The 20,999-nt window shown below is 38.8% G+C and carries 22 protein-coding genes and 1 riboswitch; of the genes, 3 read left to right on the top strand and 19 right to left on the bottom strand.

What is annotated here, in order from left to right:
- The 14 genes from KD050_RS14335 to KD050_RS14270 all read right to left on the bottom strand — a co-directional run bounded on the left by KD050_RS14335 (nucleotide 1) and on the right by KD050_RS14270 (nucleotide 11,786).
- Nucleotides 1–591: a cob(I)yrinic acid a,c-diamide adenosyltransferase gene (locus KD050_RS14335; RefSeq protein ID WP_211893016.1), complete on the bottom strand. Its 591-nt coding sequence runs from the start codon at nucleotides 589–591 to the stop codon at nucleotides 1–3.
- Entirely contained in the window at nucleotides 575–976 is a 402-nt protein-coding gene (locus tag KD050_RS14330; RefSeq protein WP_211893015.1) for a bifunctional adenosylcobinamide kinase/adenosylcobinamide-phosphate guanylyltransferase, read from the bottom strand. The genes KD050_RS14335 and KD050_RS14330 overlap by 17 nt, the downstream gene beginning before the upstream one ends.
- Entirely contained in the window at nucleotides 928–1,527 is a 600-nt protein-coding gene (locus KD050_RS14325) for a histidine phosphatase family protein (protein ID WP_211893014.1), read from the bottom strand. Before KD050_RS14325 ends, KD050_RS14330 begins: the two co-directional genes overlap by 49 nt.
- On the bottom strand, nucleotides 1,497–2,246 hold the full coding sequence (gene cobS, locus KD050_RS14320) for an adenosylcobinamide-GDP ribazoletransferase (protein WP_211893013.1): 750 nt from the start codon (nucleotides 2,244–2,246) through the stop codon (nucleotides 1,497–1,499). The genes KD050_RS14325 and cobS overlap by 31 nt, the downstream gene beginning before the upstream one ends.
- A complete protein-coding gene (locus KD050_RS14315) occupies nucleotides 2,243–3,073 on the bottom strand; it encodes a cobyric acid synthase (protein ID WP_211893012.1) in 831 nt (276 codons plus the stop codon). Before KD050_RS14315 ends, cobS begins: the two co-directional genes overlap by 4 nt.
- Nucleotides 3,074–3,082: 9 nt before the next feature.
- A complete protein-coding gene (locus KD050_RS14310) occupies nucleotides 3,083–3,613 on the bottom strand; it encodes a bifunctional adenosylcobinamide kinase/adenosylcobinamide-phosphate guanylyltransferase (RefSeq protein WP_211893011.1) in 531 nt (176 codons plus the stop codon).
- On the bottom strand, nucleotides 3,586–4,662 hold the full coding sequence (locus KD050_RS14305; RefSeq protein WP_211893010.1) for a pyridoxal phosphate-dependent aminotransferase: 1,077 nt from the start codon (nucleotides 4,660–4,662) through the stop codon (nucleotides 3,586–3,588). The genes KD050_RS14310 and KD050_RS14305 overlap by 28 nt, the downstream gene beginning before the upstream one ends.
- On the bottom strand, nucleotides 4,649–5,608 hold the full coding sequence (cbiB, locus tag KD050_RS14300) for an adenosylcobinamide-phosphate synthase CbiB (RefSeq protein WP_211893009.1): 960 nt from the start codon (nucleotides 5,606–5,608) through the stop codon (nucleotides 4,649–4,651). Before cbiB ends, KD050_RS14305 begins: the two co-directional genes overlap by 14 nt.
- A 2-nt stretch (nucleotides 5,609–5,610) precedes the next feature.
- Nucleotides 5,611–7,080, bottom strand: coding sequence for an adenosylcobinamide amidohydrolase (locus KD050_RS14295; RefSeq protein WP_211893008.1), 1,470 nt, complete (start codon nucleotides 7,078–7,080; stop codon nucleotides 5,611–5,613).
- A gap of 2 nt (nucleotides 7,081–7,082) precedes the next feature.
- On the bottom strand, nucleotides 7,083–8,066 hold the full coding sequence (locus tag KD050_RS14290) for a FecCD family ABC transporter permease (RefSeq protein WP_370627233.1): 984 nt from the start codon (nucleotides 8,064–8,066) through the stop codon (nucleotides 7,083–7,085).
- A 4-nt stretch (nucleotides 8,067–8,070) separates the two neighbouring features.
- The gene (locus KD050_RS14285) at nucleotides 8,071–9,039 is read right to left on the bottom strand and encodes an ABC transporter substrate-binding protein (RefSeq protein ID WP_211893006.1); all 969 of its coding nucleotides are present in this window, start codon (nucleotides 9,037–9,039) and stop codon (nucleotides 8,071–8,073) included.
- A 129-nt stretch (nucleotides 9,040–9,168) separates the two neighbouring features.
- Nucleotides 9,169–9,309: riboswitch (cobalamin riboswitch) on the bottom strand.
- A 65-nt stretch (nucleotides 9,310–9,374) separates the two neighbouring features.
- Nucleotides 9,375–9,596: a hypothetical protein gene (locus KD050_RS14280; protein WP_211893005.1), complete on the bottom strand. Its 222-nt coding sequence runs from the start codon at nucleotides 9,594–9,596 to the stop codon at nucleotides 9,375–9,377.
- 102 nt (nucleotides 9,597–9,698) lie between these two features.
- The gene (argS, locus tag KD050_RS14275) at nucleotides 9,699–11,366 is read right to left on the bottom strand and encodes an arginine--tRNA ligase (RefSeq protein WP_211893004.1); all 1,668 of its coding nucleotides are present in this window, start codon (nucleotides 11,364–11,366) and stop codon (nucleotides 9,699–9,701) included.
- Nucleotides 11,367–11,786 carry a YwiB family protein gene (locus KD050_RS14270; protein WP_211893003.1) on the bottom strand — a complete coding sequence of 140 codons (420 nt, stop codon included), beginning with the start codon at nucleotides 11,784–11,786 and terminating at the stop codon, nucleotides 11,367–11,369.
- A gap of 215 nt (nucleotides 11,787–12,001) precedes the next feature.
- Between KD050_RS14270 and KD050_RS14265 the strand changes: the two genes are divergently transcribed.
- Nucleotides 12,002–13,084 (top strand): diguanylate cyclase, encoded by a 1,083-nt coding sequence (locus KD050_RS14265; RefSeq protein ID WP_211893002.1) that lies wholly within the window; start codon nucleotides 12,002–12,004, stop codon nucleotides 13,082–13,084.
- Between the two features lie 737 nt (nucleotides 13,085–13,821).
- Here the strand turns inward: KD050_RS14265 and speB are convergent.
- Nucleotides 13,822–14,694, bottom strand: coding sequence for an agmatinase (speB, locus tag KD050_RS14260; RefSeq protein ID WP_211893001.1), 873 nt, complete (start codon nucleotides 14,692–14,694; stop codon nucleotides 13,822–13,824).
- A gap of 4 nt (nucleotides 14,695–14,698) precedes the next feature.
- Nucleotides 14,699–15,532: a spermidine synthase gene (gene speE / locus KD050_RS14255; protein ID WP_211893000.1), complete on the bottom strand. Its 834-nt coding sequence runs from the start codon at nucleotides 15,530–15,532 to the stop codon at nucleotides 14,699–14,701.
- A gap of 168 nt (nucleotides 15,533–15,700) precedes the next feature.
- On the opposite strand from speE, the gene KD050_RS14250 reads away from it, so the two are divergent.
- A complete protein-coding gene (locus KD050_RS14250; RefSeq protein ID WP_211892999.1) occupies nucleotides 15,701–17,767 on the top strand; it encodes a transglycosylase domain-containing protein in 2,067 nt (688 codons plus the stop codon).
- A gap of 305 nt (nucleotides 17,768–18,072) precedes the next feature.
- On the opposite strand, the gene KD050_RS14245 is transcribed toward KD050_RS14250, so the two are convergent.
- The gene (locus tag KD050_RS14245; RefSeq protein ID WP_211892998.1) at nucleotides 18,073–18,588 is read right to left on the bottom strand and encodes a YwhD family protein; all 516 of its coding nucleotides are present in this window, start codon (nucleotides 18,586–18,588) and stop codon (nucleotides 18,073–18,075) included.
- Nucleotides 18,589–18,654: 66 nt separating this feature from the next.
- Here KD050_RS14245 and KD050_RS14240 point away from each other — a divergent pair, with 66 nt between their 5' ends.
- Nucleotides 18,655–18,840 carry a 2-hydroxymuconate tautomerase gene (locus tag KD050_RS14240; RefSeq protein ID WP_211892997.1) on the top strand — a complete coding sequence of 62 codons (186 nt, stop codon included), beginning with the start codon at nucleotides 18,655–18,657 and terminating at the stop codon, nucleotides 18,838–18,840.
- Between the two features lie 274 nt (nucleotides 18,841–19,114).
- Here KD050_RS14240 and KD050_RS14235 read toward each other — a convergent pair whose 3' ends face one another.
- On the bottom strand, nucleotides 19,115–19,630 hold the full coding sequence (locus KD050_RS14235) for a YwgA family protein (protein WP_211892996.1): 516 nt from the start codon (nucleotides 19,628–19,630) through the stop codon (nucleotides 19,115–19,117).
- A gap of 28 nt (nucleotides 19,631–19,658) precedes the next feature.
- Nucleotides 19,659–20,954 carry an HD domain-containing protein gene (locus tag KD050_RS14230; protein ID WP_211892995.1) on the bottom strand — a complete coding sequence of 432 codons (1,296 nt, stop codon included), beginning with the start codon at nucleotides 20,952–20,954 and terminating at the stop codon, nucleotides 19,659–19,661.
- Nucleotides 20,955–20,999: the final 45 nt, after the last annotated feature.

The following is a 20,999-nucleotide window of genomic DNA, read 5'->3' as shown; positions in this document are numbered from 1 at the left end:
TTACTCTCCTTCTTTCTTCTCGCTTCCTACGTTTTTAAATACTTTTGCACTGCGAACGTATTCAACGTCCGAAACGTTTTCTCTCACATTTGCTACGCGAGCCGCTGCAAATAAATAATCTGATAAGCGGTTTAAATAGCGTTGTACTACTGTCGGAACATCCTCCTGTGTCTTCGTTAACGTCACAGTCAAACGCTCCGCACGTCTAGTCACTGTTCGTGCAATATGAAGTGTTGCCGCAGCAGGAGTTCCGCCTGGTAGGATGAATCGCTCTAAAATTGGTCCTTCTTCTACTAGCACATCGATTCGTTTTTCCATTGCATCGATTGCTTCGTCCGTCATTTTATATACGCGACGATTTGAAACATTTGCAAGATCACCGCCACAGTCAAATAGTTCATGCTGAATCGTTTCTAAATCTTCTAAAACATCCGCAAATTTTGCTGGATCTAGCTCTGTTACTGCTTTTCCGATAAATGAATTCACTTCATCAATCGTTCCATAAGCTTCCACTCGGATATCGTCTTTGTCCGTTCTTCCCCCGATCAAACCTGTTTTACCTTTGTCACCCGTTTTAGTGTAAATTTTCAATTTGCTCATCTCCCTTTATTGTTTGTGAAATACCATACCAAATTCGTGTTACACTGTCCGCCTTTGTAAAAAGCTGTTGATAAAATCGACCGACATCATCTCGAAGCATGCGCATACTTGCATCCATCGGTACAATTCCACGACCAATTTCTGTCGCTATGACTAGCACTTCAGCTTGTTTATCCCATTTTCCCAATTTTTCGAGTAACTCCTTGCCTTTTGGTTCTAGCAGATTTTCAACCCCAAAAACAACAACCACTTCTATATTAGGCATTAAAAAATAAGCATCTGCTTCCACATCTAGCCACTGTACGTTGCGTCCTTGAATCCTCTGCTCTACATACGCTCGTTTTCCATTAAATGCTCCACCGAAAATGACGTGCATCGTTTTCCCTCCAATACAGCTTTTTTACTTTCCCAATGCATTGTATACAGGCAGCCATGAGGTACTTTCCAATCCCAAAAACTCTTTTCTGTATTTGCGAACTTGGTCAATAAAAAGCGAATAGGTCCACCATGTGTTACGATTATCGGATGCTCGACCTGTTCCACTATTTCCAAGAAAGCTTGTAACACTCGGTTTTCCATTGCTTGCATTGACTCTCCATTTGGAGGGGCTATTTGTCGCGGATCATCAAGCCAACTTCTGTATGAAGCTTCTTCTTTTAATTCATTATATGTTTTTTGTTCCCAATCACCAAAGGAGCATTCTCGAAAATTTGCATTCTCTGTATAAGAAACTCCGCTAAAAACTTTCGCTGCTGTTTGCTTGCAGCGCATCAAATCGCTGCCGATTATTTGTTTGGTATCATAAGCTAACTTTTTCGTTTTCATGCCAGTAATTATCGGTTCATCTGTCCAGCCAATATACTTTTTATCTCGATTTCCTTGCGTTGGCAAATGCCTTACGAGAGTAACACTAAAAGGGTTAGCCATAGTATCACCTCCGAAATTTCCACACTTGCACCAAGCAAATCACCATTTACTCCACCGAAATTTTTCAATACCCAACTGCGGAATAAACAAATAAAAGCAAATATCACAACGGCAACAGTAACGGTAACCATCCAATTCGTCATCCATCCTAAAATACCTAAACCGATAAAAAAGTGACATGCAGTCGTAATTATGACGATATTCGCATTCATTCTTTGCTTGAAATAATATGCAAGGCCACTCGTTTTCGCAGTATTCGTTAAAGAAAATAACAGGCCTAGCGTGACTCTTGAGAAAAAAGGAATAAGCAATACGAAAATCCAATGAAATGATTCTGTAGTGAGTACTTCGGAAATTATAATTACTTTACCAATAACTAAAAACACAACCGCCATCACACCAAAAGCACCGACTCTAGGATCTTCCAGTATTTCAAATCGCTTCAATCGATCCTTATAGGAAAAAAATGCATCTGATGTATCGATAAATCCGTCCATATGGAGTCCCCCAGAAAGTACAACCCCTAGAAATACAATACTAAACCCTGTCATCAGTGAACTCCATTCGAAGTAGAGCATTAAACAAGCAATTGCACCAATGCCAGCCCCTATCCAAGGAAAGACACAGTACATTCCTGTAATCGATCGTCTTTCCATCGGCAGGTTTTTATTTACTGGAATGACCGAAAAAAATTGAAGTGCTAACAAAATGCTACTCATTTTTTCACCGTATCATTAGTTAAAAGGTATAAGATTTTTTGCCATTTTACATGCTTTTTAAAGTGGCTTGCCCATTCATTAATTTGTTCATCTGATGCCATTTGCCGGCTTTTTTCTTCGCCGTCTTCTTCCTCAAATTCATTTGCAAAATAAGGAATGACTCCTAAAACATCTATTCCTGTATATGTTTCGATGAAATCTATTCCGTCCTGAAATAGAGAAACGTCTCCCTTAAACTTGTTTATAATTATTCCTTTTACTCGTACTCTTTGTGCTTCCGGTAGCAGTGCAAGTGTGCCGACAATGGATGCAAATACGCCGCCAAACTCAATATTAGCTACTAATATAACTGGCACATCTGCTATATCAGCAACACGCATATTTACTAATTCGCGGTCCCTTAAATTTACTTCAACTGGGCTACCCGCACCTTCTAATACCAGATACTCATAAGAAGCAGACAGCATATTCAAGCTATTTTTAATGAGTTTTTGTCCCTCTTCAAAAAATTGCTCTCGGTAGTGCATGCCACTCATTCTATTCAACTTTTTTCCTAATATAATTATATCCGACTCCATATTCGCAGTTGGTTTTAATAATATTGGATTCATCTCTGGTAAATAAGGGATTCTGGCCGCTCTTGCTTGTAATGATTGAGAGACACTTATTTCCAAACCATCGTCTGTATAAATACTTAAGCCTGACATATTTTGTGATTTAAAAGGGGTCACTTGCTTTCCTTCATTTACAAGGAGTCGACAAATAGCTGTACAAACCAAACTTTTCCCTACACTTGAAGCAGTACCTTGTACCATTAAACCCTTCATCGTTATCCCTCACTTCCACTGATGACTGAAGCCATATTCCATTTCGAAAGCGTAATCCGACTTAGCTACAAGCTTTTGATGGATTCGCCCAATCCACGCTTGATACAGAGCTGTATACTCATAAGTTGATATTGGTTCATCGAGCACTTCATTCGAAACAATGACGACTACTTTAGCTTTTTCTAATAACTGGTCAATTGTCTCGTATAGCTGCTGTTCTACTTTCTCCATTTGCCCGTCGTATAGTTCATTGGCTAGCCACGTGGTGACACAATCCCATAAGATCCCGTCCTCTTGTTGGATTTGAGAAATGATTTGTTCAAAATTACGCGGCTGCTCGATTGTAACCCATTCGACTGAGTAATTTTCACGGTCGTCCCGATGCCTTTTTATGCGCTCTTTCATTTCCCTATCCACAGCAACGCCAGTAGCGACATACACATTTCGTTTTGCCTGCTCGTCCATTAAGTAATGTTCAGCAAAGCTACTTTTCCCACTGCGCACGCCACCCGTTATGAAGACAAGTTTTCCACGAACCATGTGGTCATCTCCTTTTGCAAATGCTCCATTTGGGAACTTTCTTTCATTCCTACCCGAAACCATTTTCCGTCTAGCCCTTTAAAGTTTTCTGTGTGTCTAAGTACACACCCTTTTGCTAGTAAATACTCGAAAAACCCTTTTGAACGAGCAGGATCCCACAGTTGAAAACAGAGAAAATTAGTCGTAGATGGTAATACAATGCAGTTCCATTTTTCTAGAAACGTCGTCATTTGTTCACGCATTTCTTTTGCGAATGCAATTGTTTGAATTCGGTAATCTTCCTCCTGCAAACAGTCTGCTCCAACTGTCGTCGCAATCGCATTACTATTCCAATGTGGCATTCTATAACGTATGTCGTTAACGATTAGTTCACTAGCCAGCGCGTACCCAAGCCGAATACCTGGTATTGCATACATTTTCGTCATCGAGCGTACGACAATAACGTTTGGAAAATCCTTTAAATATGGGATGAATGATTCTTTCTCATCTATAAAATCGAGAAAAGCTTCGTCTAATACTACTTCACATTTATATCGTTTCGCATATTTTGCTATTTGAATAATTTCTTCTAATGGTATTAAATACCCTGTCGGATTATTTGGTCTGCATATGTAAATCACTTCTGCAAACTCTACTTCATCGAGCACTTCGTCCAAAGGGACTTTCCCAGTTGCGATTATTTCCTTTATGTACACATTGTAAGGAGTTAGTGTTGCTTCATATTCCGAAAAAGTTGGATGAATTAATACTGCACGTTTATTTTCATATCGTTTTGCAAGGCTTGCGAATATTTCCGCTGCCCCATTTCCAACAATCACATTTTCAATCGATATATTATGATAGTTTGCTGCTGCCGATAAGAACGGTTCTCCGAGTGGATCTGGATATTTTGTGATTAAATGTGCATAAGCAGACCATCTTTCATACACAAATGCAGGTGGTCCTATCGGGTTCACATTTTCACTATAGTCAATAACCATTTTAGGCATTTCAATCCCAAGTCGTTCATATACGTGATGAGCATTTGCTCCGTGATTAGGTAATGCCAAACAAAATCCCTCCTATGACCATCATCGACAGCCAAAATAGAACTACAGCCGTATTCAAATGAGAGATGGTGCTTAATATATGGTTTGGCGATAATGGAACCTCTCCTATTCCCATGAGTGCACGGTTAGAAACGACTCCTTTATATGTATTGATGCCGCCAAGCTGAATGCCTAACTGATATGCGGTCGCAGCTTCCAAATAGCCGCTATTTGGACTTGGATGTTTTTTGGCATCCTGCCACCAGCCTTTCATCCGTCTACTAAAAGGTAACCCGCTTTCTTTTTTTCCCCAGAGCATGATGAGATAGCCAGTCAAACGACTTGGTATATAGTTCACAATGTCATCCAGCTTTGCGGCTGCGTATCCGAAGTCTTCGTATTTTTCATTTTTATAACCAACCATTGAATCGAGCGTATTTATCGCTTTATATGCCCAAAGTCCAGGAGCACCAGCGAACACAAATGCATAAAAAAGTGGGGCAGTTATACCATCACTAATATTTTCCGATACTGTTTCCACAACCCCGCGCGTAATCTCTTTTTCATCTAATTTATCTGTATCTCGGCCGACAATCCATGAAAGCTTTTTTCTAGCGGACGGCAAGTCTTTTGCTATCAATGGTTTGTACACATCCATCGCTGCTTCTCTTAAGCTTTTCTGTGCAAGGCCCGATGCGATTAGTATACTTTCCACTGCAATTCCGACCCACATCTGAATAGAATACGCACCTATTAGAATTGCTAATGTGACGGAGAATGTTATACCGACGACTATACAAACGAGAAAAAAACCTTTTACCTTGCGCGCTTTCCCTTTATTCAACCATGCTGTCAGCTTAGAAATAAGTGTTCCGATAAATTTAACTGGATGTGGCCAGCTCGGTGGATCGCCAATTATTCGATCCATTATTAAGCCTATCGCTATTGCAATTATATGTGGACCCATACCTATTCCCAGCCTTTTGCTTTTTTATAGACTTGAATAGCTTCCACTGTACATTCATACACACCAAATCCGATTTTTTTGCCTATTTCCGTAATTGGGCCAGCATATGGAATATGAGTACCTTTTTGTGTCGCCGCTATTAGTACGCTATCGGTTGATGTACCAGTAGCAATTGTTCCCGTACGAGGATCCTTTACTTGTTCAAATGCAAGTGCTTTTGTTTTTGCCTCAGTTGCTGTAATAACCGATTGAATAAAAGCTTCATCGGAGAGTTCTCCATTTACAATTATCCAAGTATTAATAGTCCCAATTGCAGGAAGCATTTCTACTTCATATGCTTTGGAAACGTCCACAGCGTTCCCTACTCCCGCTGTTATCATAATGACGATGCTTCCAAAAGGTGTATCATACTCTTTAATGACAGCATCTGTTGTATTGACGGCAGTCATCATTCCTACTGTATCTGCTTCTGAAAACCCTTGGTTTGCCAAGTATTCAAGCATTTCTCTTTGTACATTATCACAAGCGTAGTTGGCATCCACCCTTCTATTGACGAAGTTTTTATACCATCCACTTCCTGCGTTAATCACTGCTGATGACCATGTTTTAAGTTGGGTTTGGGCTTGAAAAATAACTAGTTCACCCGTAACCTGAAAATTATCTACTGTGATTAGTTCTTCATCCAGCTTTTCATTTACATCCGGAAGAATCGTAATTTGAGGCTTTGGGCGTTCCGGGTGTGGATTTGTACTAATACGAGCTTGATACACCGCTTCAATTTGATCTTTCTTCACTACTTCATGCGGTGCTCCTATTACTTTTACCACTCCTTGATCCATTAATAACAGACGATCGCAGTATAGAGAGGCGAGATTAATATCATGAAATACGCTAATAATGGTGATTCCTTTTTCAATGGCCTGTGTTTTAATCGTATCAAGTAATTGTTTTTGATGTGCAATATCTAGATGATTAGTCGGCTCATCTAGGAGAAGTAGAGGTGCTTGTTGTGCAAGTGCTTGGGCAACAAATACGCGTTGCTGCTCCCCACCTGACAAAAGGTCCAGCATTTGATGCTCGTATCTTTCCATCGCCGTTAGTTTCATCGCTTCGGTAACCGCAACTTCATCTTCATCCGACCAAGACGAAAACAATCCACTTTGATGGGGGTAACGACCAAGTGCAATCGTATCTCTCACAGAGTGTGAAAATGCATGACTATGTAATTGTGGTAGAACGGCCATTTTTTTCGCAAGTTCTTTTGATGTATACGATTTTAACGATTTCCCATCAATAAGGACATTCCCAGACTCCAGATGTAATATTCCACTTATTACTTTTAGCAAGGTGGATTTTCCGCTTCCGTTTGGACCAAGGATTCCAAGCATTTCACCTTTTCCTACTTCAAAAGAGACGTTTTGAACGATTAGATTGCGATCATAACCACCCGATACATTTTCCACTTGTAACATAGTTAAATGCCTCCTTTTTTTCGTTGTCTAAAGAAAATAAATGCAAAGACTGGTGCCCCAACAAATGCCGTAATAACACCAATTGGCAGCTCCGTTGGCGAAATAATCGTTCGAGATACTAAATCACAAATGATTAATAAAGCTGCACCATTTATAAAGCTTAGCGGCAACACATGTCGGTTATCTGAGCCAAATAGCAGCCTCGTCATATGTGGAACGACTAGTCCTACAAATCCAATCGTTCCAGATACAGCGACCGCCGTTCCCGTCAGCATGGAACCGCCGATTAAAATCATCATTTTCCGTTGTTTCACATTGACCCCTAAATGCTTTGCTCGCTCTTCTCCAAATAGCATCGCATTTAACTCTCTTCTATTTAACCACAATAAAAAGGTACCAATAATTACAAACGGTAAAGCCATTTGCACGAAGCTCCAGCCCCTCATCGATACACTTCCGAGTAGCCATCCAATGATTTGTCTCAATTCTTCCCCTGTCAGTGCTATCATCAACGAAATTACAGAACCTAAAAAAGAACTAAAAATAATACCAGTCAAAATTATTGTTTCCATTTTCATCGCACGGTCGACTAGCTTTGCAAAAGTAATAACGAGTAACATTGTAACTAGAGCACCAATCATACTGAAAACTGGTAACGTGAATATCCCTAAAAATGGCACCGAAATACCGAAAAAGAGCGTAGCCACGGCACCTACTGAGGCACCGGACGACACTCCTAACGTATAAGGATCGGCAAGCGGATTTTTTAATAACCCTTGAAATGCAGCACCTGCAATGGCTAGTGATGCACCAACTAGCCCTGCAAGCACAACACGTGGCATGCGAATTTTCCAAACGATATTGGTCGCGATTGCATCTGCTCCCGTATCCCATAATGTGCTGATCGGTACCTTTACGGATCCGACCGATACACCAAGCCAAATTGCTACTAATAGTGCAACTATGGACAAGATGTAGCCGATCAAGGCTTTACTCACTAAAAGCCTCTGGATAAATTGCTTTTGCTACTTCTTCTAACCCCTCTGCAAGACGCGGACCTGTACGACTTGTTAGGTTTTCATCTACTTGTATAACTTCATTGTTTTTCACAGCCGTAATAGAATCAAAACCATCACGAGCTTTCACACTATCCACAATTCCTTCGACATAGCTATACATCACTATAATTACGTCCGGATTACGGTTAACAATTTCTTCTGGCTCCATTATAAACCAGCCTTCTTGATCGGCAGCAATATTTTCAGCATTCACCATATCTAAAATTTCTTGCATGAATGTCCCTTTACCAGGTGTATAAATTTCTGGAACATCTGAAGTTTCTACGAATACTGTTTTCTTTGTTTCAACTTTTGCCACTTTCTCTTTTACTTCTTCTACTTTTGCTTTCATGTCTTCTACAATTTTTTGTGCTTCTTCAAATTTGCCAGTAGCACGACCAACTTGCTCAATTGTTGTATATGTTTCATTGAAGTCCGTTGCATTTTTCACTACGAAAACTTTCACGCCTGCATCGCGAATTTGTTGTAATCCAGCTTCACCCATACCTAGGGCAGACTCATGCGCAAATACGATATCCGGGTTCATTGATACGATTTTCTCTACATTGAATTCCATACCACCGATTTTCTCTTTTTCAAGTGCTTCTTCTGGATAATTATCGTAATCATTAACACCAACGATTTCATCATTTAAACCAAGTGCAAATAAGATTTCCGTATTACTTGGTTGCATAGAAACGATCGTTTTTGGCGCTTCTTCCAATGTAATTTCATTACCAACTGCATCGGTCATTGTTAATGGGAAAGTTGTTTCATCTACAACTACTTCCTCTTGTGCGTTGCCGTTATCTGCGATAGGTATTTCTTCTTTTTGTCCGCATCCTACTAGCAATAATACTGCAAGCGCGGATGTCATCCATAATTGCCATAATTTCTTCATGTGCTTTTCCCCCATTATTCTCAAAAATAAAAAAACTCTCGTCCAATGAACAAGAGATAGAATAGGTATAAATCTGCGAGGTTACCAATTGCCAAGCCGACTTACACGAAACCTATCCTCGTAGGTATTAATGTGTAGACTCATAAAGGCAGGTTTTCTGACTCATGATAGAACCCTATCATATACAGTGGCGGGACCGTGCTGGATTTGAACCAGCTTCCCTTTTAACTTGCTAGTTTATTAGCAAGCACCTTTATGTTAAAAATTATTATTGATGCATCGATTTCATTATACATGAAATCATTCACCTGTCGACTAGCAAATTTTCTGAAAGATTATTCTAATATTGTCATTAATAATTTTCGTTTCCTATTAAAACGATAATACAAATATTGCGCGATTAGATTGACTATAAACACAATCGGATATGCAAGCCGTATACCTTTGATACCCATATCTGTAAAATGAGACAACATATACGCTACTGGAACTTGAACAAGAATAATACTAGAAATTATGAATAGTGTAGCCCATAATACCGAACCTGTTGCTCTCATTATCGCTAATAATGCCTTTTGATGAACATCTACCGTGAGTTATACATCTCCAAACGACAAAAAAACACTTCGACCGAAGTCGAAGCGTTAAAAGAAGTATTTTTACATTTGTTCTGGAGCAGAGACACCAAGCAGGCGTAATGCATTTGCGATTGTTTGGCGTGCTGCTGTTACAAGCGCCAGACGTGCTTCTGTTTGTGGAAGATTATCGGCATTTAATACCTTGTCTGCGTTATAGAAGCTATGGAATGTCGTAGCTAATTCTTGGATGTAAATTGCAATACGGTGAGGTGCACGAAGTTTTGCAGCATCTGCAACTATTTGTGGGAAGTCACCAATTTTTTTCAGTAAATCTAATTCTTTTTCACTTTGCAATAATTCAAGTGAATCCGTCGATACTTTCATTCCTTGTGTTTCTGCTGATCGTAAAATCGAACAAATACGTGCATGTGCATATTGTGCATAGAACACTGGGTTTTCATTTGATTGAGAAACAGCTAAATCTAGATCGAAGTCCATATGTGAGTCACCTGAACGCATACCGAAGAAATAGCGTACTGCATCTAGCCCTACTTCTTCCACAAGCTCACGCATTGTTACAGCTTTCCCTGTACGTTTACTCATTTTCATTTTTTCGCCGTCTTTATATAATTGAACCATTTGAATAATTGATACTTCTAGCTTTTCACGTTCGTATCCAAGTGCTTCAATCGCCGCTTTCATGCGCGGGATGTAGCCATGGTGGTCTGCTCCCCAAATATTTATCAGTTGGTCGAATCCACGAACGAGTTTATCTTCATGGTATGCGATATCTGGCAATAAATACGTGAAAGAGCCATCACTTTTAATAAGTACGCGATCCTTGTCATCTCCAAATGTAGTAGAACGGAACCAAGTAGCTCCTTCTTCTTCAAAAATATGACCATTTGCGCGTAATTTATCTAAGGCAACTTCAATTTTGCCGTTCTCATATAAAGAGCTTTCTGAGAACCAGTTATTAAATCCAACGCGGAAATCAGCTAAGTCTTGTTGTAGTTTAGCAAGCTCTACTTTTAGTCCGTGCGCACGGAATGCTTTATAGCGCTCTTCATCTGACATTGATACGAATTTATCGCCATGCTCTGTAACAAGAGCTGCAGCGATATCGATAATATCTTGCCCATGGTAGCCACCCTCTGGCATTTCTTTTTCTAAACCTAGAGCTTGGAAGTAACGAGCTTCAATCGAAATAGCTAGGTTATGAATTTGGTTTCCTGCGTCATTAATATAATATTCGCGTGCAACGTCAAATCCAGCAAAGTCAAGTACATTACATAGAGAATCCCCTACAGATGCGCCACGTGCATGCCCTAAATGTAAGTCACCAGTTGGATTTGCAGAAACGAATTCCACTTGAATTTTTTCTCCAGCACCTGAAGTTGAACGACCGTATTTTTCTTTTTCTGTTAAGGCAGCCTTTACTACATCCTGTAAGTAATCTTTACGAACCGTGATATTCATGAATCCAGGACCTGCGATATCAACTTTCTCCATCATTGTTCCTGACATATCAAGATTTTCTACGATTGCTTCTGCCACTTGTCGAGGATTCTTTTTCGCAAGCTTTGTTAGTTGCATCGCAATGTTTGTTGCGTAATCTCCATTTGCTTTGTCTCTTGGTGTTTCAAGTTGAATAGCTGGAATTTGCTCTTCTGTTACTAGTTCCGCTTTCATTATTGCTTGTTGTAATGCGTCTTTAATGGATTGTTGTAGCTTTTCTACTGCGTTCATTTATTCCGCCTCCGTATAAATTAGTTCTAATGTATATGTACCTGCAACTTCATCATTTATGATTAACTCATATTCAATTTGAAAATGACCGTCTTCAAAATGTAAGTGCTTCGTATTTGTAGTAATCATTAATGTGCCATATGGTGTATCATAGCTTCCTGTTTGAAGCTCTCCACGTTCAAACGGCAAACGCATTTTAACTCCACCACTACGTAATATCAAGGCGGTCTTTCCACTTAACTTCACAGTTGTTCGAATAATTTTTTCATCTTGCATTTCTTCGTAAACTAAATAATACTGATTACCTTTTAGTGTTAAAGTGCCCTTTGTTTCTAAGTTGATCGTTTCTTCTTGAACATTCGGATGACGAATCGCGGAAAGTAACCGTATATTTACTATCTTTTGTAATGATGTAGACATGCCTATCATCCTTTGTAGAAATTTTGTGTATATGATTCCCCAAAATCGATTATTACTCACGATATGAAGATAATTCACACTATCTATATATTTTAATATAACCTTCATATTATATCTTAAGTTTTATGGTTGTGACAACTTTTCCATCAAAAAGTCATACACTATTCATGCCCAAAAGGTTATAATAGACCAAGATATTTTAAGAGGTGACCATATTGCTTATTGACTTTATTATTAACTTTTGTATTCTATTTACTTTTGCAATTCTTACCTACATACCATTTCAAAATAGGCTAAATGTTTATATTCCATCTTCCAAATATAATCCATATATTCTTGGATTGCTAAGCGGATTAACTGGTTGTTTATTAATGTTAACAGCAATAAATATTTCTGATTTCGTTATTATGGATGGAAGATTGGCAGTTATTGTATTATCTGGTGTCCTAGGAGGACCATTTGCAACTATTATTAGCGGAACAATTATTGGATTGTTCCGTTTGTTTGTGTATGGTTATTCTACAAGTGCGCTAATTGCGGGAACGAGCACCATTATAGTGGGTCTGGTCATTGGTGTTTGGAGTTGGAAGAAAACGATGACCTTTCAAAATGTCTCCTACTTTTTTGGATATGCAATTGTACAAACTTCTCTTGTAATAGGCTTCTTAGACAACTGGAAATTTGAAACATGGATTGCCATAATTAGTTTTATCTTGTATTCAATCGTGTCGTTTTCAATTATTTTCGTCATTTTAAAACAACTTAGCTACCTTTTTGAAAAGATTAGGCATATTGAGGAAATATCTGTAACAGACTACCTCACCGGTTTGAATAATAACCGGAAATTCCAAGAATATACCCAAGATCTTTTATTGAAAAATGAAGTATTTTCACTCCTATTACTAGATATTGACTATTTCAAAAAAGTAAATGATACATACGGACACCCTGTTGGTGACGAAGTCTTGAAAGAATTAGCATTTCGCATAAAAGATACTAGTAATCACTTTGGAGGTATTGTTTCTCGAAATGGAGGCGAAGAGTTTTCCGTCCTCCTTCCAAATACTACAGAGAAAAAGAGTTTAGAAATTGCCAATCTTATTAGACAAGCAATAGAAAAAAATGTGTTTCAAATCTCATCAGGCGAAAAACTAGATATCACTATCTCGGGTGGTATTAGTACTTTCCCACAGAATGCAGTAACATTTCATGAATTATACAAACTTTCAGATGAGGCCCTTTACTTGGCTAAAACTTCAGGAAGAAATAAAGTAGTGCATATCAATCAAGATAAATAGTGTGAATATAAGCTTTTATGTCCCTTTCGTTAGTAAGTAGATATTAAGTAAAAATTGAACCGATTCTGTATTATAAAAACGATAATTGAAATAGGTTAAATAAAGAGCGAAATATCAATACTTGACTCATGGGTAAATATCCATTTGATCTTACTTTCAGGCGAATGTTTTCGATTTTAATCAATCAAACACCGCGTCTGTCTTGTACGGTCTTTCAGGCAGCAAGCAATTTTCGAAAGCATGTGTCAAGGAGCGTTAGCGACCATCTTGGAGGTTCATGCGTAGTTGAAGAAGTGCCCTCGGAAAGCGTCCACTTGTTTCTGCATTACTACACTAGCTTTGAAACATGAAGGGGCGTTGGAGCGTAATTCAACATTGCTCGGATTTTAATACTAATTACTTCATTATGAAATTGACTCAAATAAAAACGCAAGCATATCATTCAACATTGTGAACAACATACATGCGTTTTCCAATAGGAGAGTTATTCGAATTTGATTGAAGTGAAAGGCGGCGACTCCAGCGGGATGAGTGAGACAGGTGAGCCATCACAACGCGTAGCGGTGATGGCTCATCGCTCACCCCGCGGAAAGCGTCCGCCTACAACGGAAATCAACAGTCTAAATCTTTTTTGACATCATATTACTTGTGCAGGAAAATTCTCCAATTTTAGGTGGAACTCATATTTTTGAAACCAAAAAACGTGACGCCCTTAGGACATCACGTTTTTATGCTTTCTATTTAACCCATCCTAAGATCATTTCTCTTAGAAGCTTCGAAGCAGTATTTACTGTTTGTTCTGACGGGTCGTAGTTCGGTGCTACTTCTACTAAATCGAAGCCAACTACGTTTACCCCGGAGTTTGCAATTGCGTGGATGGAAGCTAGTAGCTCGCGGCTTGTTATTCCTCCGCAGTCTACTGTTCCTGTTCCAGGTGCGTGTGCTGGGTCGAGTACGTCGATGTCGATTGTTACATAGACAGGACGTCCTTCTAGTGTTGGAAGGACTTTTTTCAAAGGCTCTAATACTTCAAATTTATGAATTTGCATGCCGTTTTCTTTTGCCCAGTCGAACTCTTCTTTCATGCCAGAACGGATTCCGAATGAGTAGACGTTTTTAGGACCGATGTATTCGGCGATTTTACGGATTGGTGTGGAGTGTGAAAGCGGTTCTCCTTCGTACTCCTCACGTAAATCTGTATGTGCATCCATATGAATAATCGCAAGATTGTCATAGTTGTCCGCGACCGTTTTCATGACAGGCCATGACACTAAGTGTTCGCCACCCATACCTACTGGAATTTTCCCGTTTAGCAATAATTGACGGATAAAACCTGCAATTAGCTCTAAGCTTTTATCTGCATTACCAAAAGGTAGTGGAATATCCCCCGCATCAAAATAGTTCACGTCGTCTAACTCGCGATCAAGATAGGGGCTATACTCCTCTAAGCCAATTGAAGCTTCACGGATACGCCCAGGACCAAAGCGTGAGCCTGGACGATAGCTTACCGTCCAGTCCATTGGCATACCGTAGATGACTGCCTGTGCTTCTTCATAATTTTGCTTACTTTTTATAAATACATTTCCTGAGTATTCTTCACTAAATCGCATAGACTTACTCTCCTGCAAGGTCTTTCACAAATTTCGGCAACACAAAAGCCGCTTTGTGAAGCTCTTTTGTGTAATACTTTGTTTCAATATCAAAGAATTGCTCGTCTGGAACTTGTAATGGATCATACTTTTTAGATCCAATAGTAAAGCACCATAGCCCACTTGGATATGTTGGAATGTTCGCCAAATACATATTTGTTATTGGGAAAATTTCCTTCACGTCTTTTTGCACTTGGCGGATTAAATCTGCCTTAAACCATGGGTTGTCCGATTGTGCAACGAATAGACCGTCTTCTTTTAATGCTTTAGAAATTCCAGCATAGAAGCCTTTTGTAAATAGGTTTACTGCAGGTCCTACTGGTTCTGTAGAATCTACCATGATCACATCGTATTCATTTTCAGATTCTGCAATATGCATGAAACCATCACCTACTTGAACATCTACGCGTGGGTTTTCTAATTCACAAGCAATTTCTGGTAAGTATACTTTTGAGTACTCAATTACTTTTCCATCTATATCAACAAGTGTAGCTTTCTTCACTTTTGGATGTTTCATAATTTCACGAATTACTCCACCGTCTCCACCACCAACTACCAACACATTTTCTGGGTTCGGATGTGTGAATAAAGGAACATGTGCCACCATTTCATGGTATACAAATTCATCTCTTTGTGAGGTCATTACCATGCCATCTAAAAAGAGCATATTTCCCCATTCTTCAGTTTCTGCCATTTCTAGCAATTGAAAATCTGTTTGCTCGGTATGAAGAGTGCGTTTCACCTTCATTGTGATGCCAAAATTCTCGGTTTGCTTCTCTGTAAACCAAAATCCAGCCATTTATCTATCTCCGTTTCTATAATGGGTTTTGTTATTTATTTTAAAAAATAAATACATTGAAAGTATAGTGCTTTTTGACAAAAGTGCAATAGTTTTTTGTTTTTCCGTTTAATTTGAATCTATTGTTCTCATACTAATGAAAACATCAATTAGAACGGAGTTGATATCATGGGGCGTATTCAATACAGAAAAAAAGTCATACGAACTAAACGATGGAAAAGGTTGTTACTTTTAAGTATAGCAGCTGGCTGTGCACTTTTCAGCGCATTAATAACGCTCCGTATATACGCTCAAATCGTTGGTGCCCCTATAATTCAAGTGCCAATTTCGTCTGTCTTTTTAGACAGTCAAGGGAATGTTATTGGTGATCGCTTTGAAGAGCAACGCAGATACTGGATTTCGTTGGAGGAGATGTCCCCTTTTTTACCGCAAGCTACTGTGGCAGTAGAGGATCAGGAGTTTTATGAGCATCACGGCTTTGATTATTCTCGAATTGCTTCTGCTATTTTAAAGGATATAAAAGCCGGCAAAAAAGTGGAGGGTGCAAGTACAATTACACAGCAATACGCCCGAAATTTATTTCTAACGCATGAAAAGTCCTGGACTCGAAAAATAAATGAAGCATTATATGCGTACCGTCTAGAAATTTTCTACGATAAGGATGAATTGCTAGAAGGGTATTTGAATACAGTGTACTTTGGCCATGGTATGTATGGCGTTGAGGCAGCAAGTAGATTCTATTTCGGAAAAAGTGCCAAATCTTTAACACTAGCAGAATCCGCGTTATTAGTCGGGATTCCGAAAGGCCCTACCTACTATTCGCCTTTAGTAAATGAAGAAAAAGCAGTCACTCGCCAACAGCTAATCCTAAAATTGATGGAAAACCAACAAAAGATAACTACTGACCAAAGGGAACGAGCTGTTAACGAAAATTTCGTATTAAAAGCTGAGGACTCTTTAGTTAAACAGAAAACCGCTCCCTACTTTTTAGAGGAAGTGTGGAAAGAAGCTACAGAAATTACCTTGGAAAAAGGTCGGCGTATTGAAGAAGGTGGCTGGACGATTGAAACTACGTTAAATAAACAGCATCAACAAGTAGCAGAAGAAATGATTGAAAAGTGGATGCCAGAAGGGGAATTACAAATAGGGTTCGTTAGTATGGAACCAGATACAGGTTATGTAACGGCAATGGTCGGTGGACGAAATTTCGCAGACAGCCCATTTAACCGTGTTACACAAGCTAAAAGGCAACCTGGTTCTACGATTAAAGCGTTATTATTTGCGGCAGCTTTAGAAAATGGATTCTCCCCTCTTACTTATATGAAAAGTGAGCGTACTATTTTCACATATGATAACGGTCGCCAGGAATATGAACCGAAAAATGTGAACGGAGAGTTTGCAGGTCACCCTATTTCACTGGCACAGGCACTTGCTATTTCTGATAATATTTATGCAGTTAAAACATTAGAAGAAATCGGGTATAAACCTTTTCAACAATTAGCAGAAAGGTTTAATTTGGATATGAACGTCAAGGATACTCCAGCTACAGCGCTTGGAACGACGGAAGTTTCCCTTTTAGAAATGACAAAAGTTTATAACACCATATCCGCTGGAGGCATCCAGAAAAAACCTACGTACATTACTAAAATAACGGATAATAGCGGCAACGTCATTTATGATATAGAGATAAACGACGTAAAAGGGAAAAAGGTATTAAGCGAACAAGACTCTTTTATATTATCGCATCTACTCACAGGCATGTTCGACCCAGTTTTCAACGATTACTCTCCAGCTACAGGAATTAGTATTCGAGCTAAACAAACGAGACCTTATGCTGCTAAATCTGGGACTACAAATACCGATCAATATTTGATAGGTTACTCCCCTCAGTTAACAGCAGCTGTATGGAATGGGTACGATCAAGGTAAACAAGTGAGTGACGCAGAGGCAAGGCAAGTAACAAAACAAGTATGGATTGAATTTATGGAAGCTGTTCATCAAGGACTCCCAGTCGAGCCTTTTATTGCGCCGGATGGTGTGCAGGGCGTTATAGTCGATATAGAAACGGGTGGGATCGCTACATCTGCCTGTAAAAAACAGCGACTAGTCTACTTGAAGAAAAAAGATGTCCCAACTAAGCTTTGCACCGATCCCAAATTGAAGCAGCAAACTTTTGAGGACAATTCGGAAGACTCTGCCCCTTGGTCTATCTTCCCTTTTAATTTATTCGAATAAGAGAGAAAATGGAGAATCCATTGGATAGGATCAATACTTGCTTGATGCATTAAAAATCGTAGGAATCATAAAAGAACATAATAAAAAGCTTTCTACTACCTATTTTAGGTAATAGAAAGCTTTTTCTTAGCTTGGCTTTCTGTAAAAAGAATGAGTTGATTGGATTGGGTTGTCCATTCGCACAAACAATTTACTTACTTGAGTCCACTAAGTGTCCTAGCATTACATGGAAGTAAGCTTTAACTAAATTGTACTGTCTTTTTGCTTTTAATTCAACCACCTAAACAGACTATTTGAATAGTTAGTTAGACAGACAAGTCCTGATGTAGCTTTTCTTCGCTTCTATCCCACATTTCTTTGTTATGGGACTGTAAAAATTCTCGTAAAATATTTTTGGAACGGTCATCCATAAAATCGACCAATATTTGACGTTTCATTGATTTGTCCATACGATTTACATGATCAGCTAAATTTTTAAAGCCACGACGTTTTTCACGGTTAATAACCATTTCACAGGCACTAACTCCAGCGAAATAAGGTCCTTCTGGATTATAATCTATCGTTACCCAGACAAGCCAATACGGTTTTCCTCCAGCTGAGTCTTCTGGATTCGTCGTAAATTTAATGCCTCGCTCGGTGTCGCTTCTCGCATGCATCGCTCCAATTTCGACTCTTGCAATGTCTTCTTCTATATCAATTATGACTGGAGATACATTCTCTAAAGAAAGAGAACCTATACCGAATCCCTTGTGTCCATCGGTCGGATCATTTTTTATAATCGTGAAGCCAATTTTTTGTTTTGGTTTTTCTTCGTTTGTCATTCGACAGTTCCCTCCGTTCTGTTATGATACTAGTATACAGAAAATTTCACTAAAGGAGGAAATGAAATGCCATATGTAACAGTAAAAATGCTTGAAGGACGTAACGACGAGCAAAAAAGAGCACTTGTAGAGAAGGTAACTGCAGCAGTTGTAGAAACAGTAAATGCACCAGCTGAGAATGTTGTTGTCTTTATAGAAGAAATGCCGAAGAATCATTATGGAACTGCTGGTAAGTTGTTCAGCGATAAATAATTTAAAAAGAAACGAGTCCTATTTTAGATGGGATTCGTTTTTTTATGGTGCTTATTTGGAAAAAGCTATGTAAGTAATACTGTTGATTTTCGTTACAGTCGGACGCTTTCCTCGGGCGAGGAGATTGAAGCCGTGCCCACTGAAAGCGTCCGCCTGGAGCGGAAATCACTTTTTACTACTTATTACTTTCACTATGAAGTTGACTCGTTGTTAGAACGTCATAAAGAATTCGCAAATAAATTTCAACATAACTATGATAATAAAAAAAGCCATCCTACTGGATAGCTCGTTCATTCATGAGATTCATGACAAATGTAAATGCCTCGTCGATTTCTTCTTTTGTGAAGTTAAGTTTCCCTTTTACGACATGAAGTTTTTCGATTTGCTCCTCTTTTGGTAGGTAATCGAAATACAATAATGTCGATACTAGTTCTAGGAAACGAGAACTTTTATCTTTCATTTGGTTAATGCATGCTACTAAATCCCGAGTTGCCTCAGGCACTTGTGCCATCTGAGTGAAATGTTCGCCTGCATCAGTCATTTGGTATTTATATTGAACATATGAACCTTTATCTTGTCGTTCTTCCTGCAAAAATCCCATATTACATAATTCTTCAATTCGTAAGGTTAGCTCTTCTGAATAAGGGCCATAAAAATGGAATTCGTATTTTTCCTTGTATGGATATTGAAGTTTTTTTGCGATGTAGATCATTTTTTGCAGTTTTTTTCTTCCTGTAATTCCGTTCGCTGCTCCAATAAATTGCACAATTTTTGCATGTTCTTCTATCAATTAGACCCCTCCTTTACTTTCAAATGCATTAAGTTAATAAATCGAGTATTTGTTTTTTCAATGCTTTTTTCTTTCCATCTTTAGTTAAAATATCTTCTGGAAAATACAATTTGTGATCCGTTCTTCTTTTTCCAGAAATCGCCTCCACTATTTCCGATTCGCGTGATAGCTCGCGAATTTCTCCGTTCGGCTTCAACAAATGAATCGGTATACGCTCCCCTTCTTCTCCAGGACGATAAAAATCATACGGTAAGTCAGAAGAGGAATCGAAAACTAAATAATACTCTGGGTCTATACCCGCTTTTTTGAATAACAACTCCAGTTCTTTCATCTTCATATAATCTTTTGCCAAATCAAACTCAATATATTGAAATAATTTCCGGTTCACAAAACGATTACTCAAGTCCGACAGAATTGGATCTTTTTCCGTCATCCATAGCTGAAAATAGGTCAATAAAACACCTTCGTCTAATGCAAGATATTCGTTTAAAGTGTATGTACCATCAAAGAAGCCTTTAAAATGGGTCGGTTGCTGTTCAAAATCATATCCCATTTCACTTAATGCTTTTGCTCGATGCAAAATTTTCGTCAAAATTACTTCAGCACTGCGGGAAACTGGATGAAAATATACTTGCCAGTACATTTGATATCTACTCATTATATAGTCTTCCACTGCATGCATTCCGCTCGATTTAATGACTACTTGATCTTCTCTTGGTCGCATCACACGCAAAATTCGTTCCATATCGAAGTGTCCATAGCTAACTCCAGTAAAATACGCATCTCTTTGTAAATAATCCATTCGATCGGCATCAATTTGACTGGATATTAAACTAACTACCTGCTTATTTGGATACGTTTTACCGATAACATCTGCAACTCGTTGTGGAAAATCTTCACTAACTCTTTTTAATATCTCATTGACATCTGTATCGCCAAGTATTATTTGCTGCGTGAAGTATTCATGGTCAAGTCCAAACACATTCTCAAATGCATGGGAGAATGGACCATGCCCTAAATCATGGAGAAGAGCGGCACATAATACTACTAGTCTTTCAGAGTCGTCCCATTCCGGACGTCCACTAAAGCTATCATCTACAATCCTTCGTACAATTTCATACACACCTAACGAGTGATTGAAACGGCTATGTTCGGCACCATGAAAAACTAGATACGTAGTTCCAAGCTGTTTAATGCGGCGAAGTCGTTGAAATTCTTTTGCTCCGATAACATCCCAGATAACCTGATCGCGGACATGGATATAGCGGTGAACTGGATCTTTAAACACTTTTTCTTCTGCTAGCTTTTGTGTCGCATAGCTCATTTTTCCACCTCCGTAATGTAAAACTCAGGAACTATTATAGTTAAA

Origin of the sequence: Psychrobacillus sp. INOP01, assembly GCF_018140925.1 — a bacterium.
Classification (GTDB): domain Bacteria; phylum Bacillota; class Bacilli; order Bacillales_A; family Planococcaceae; genus Psychrobacillus.
This window is presented reverse-complemented; position numbering and strand designations above follow the sequence as displayed.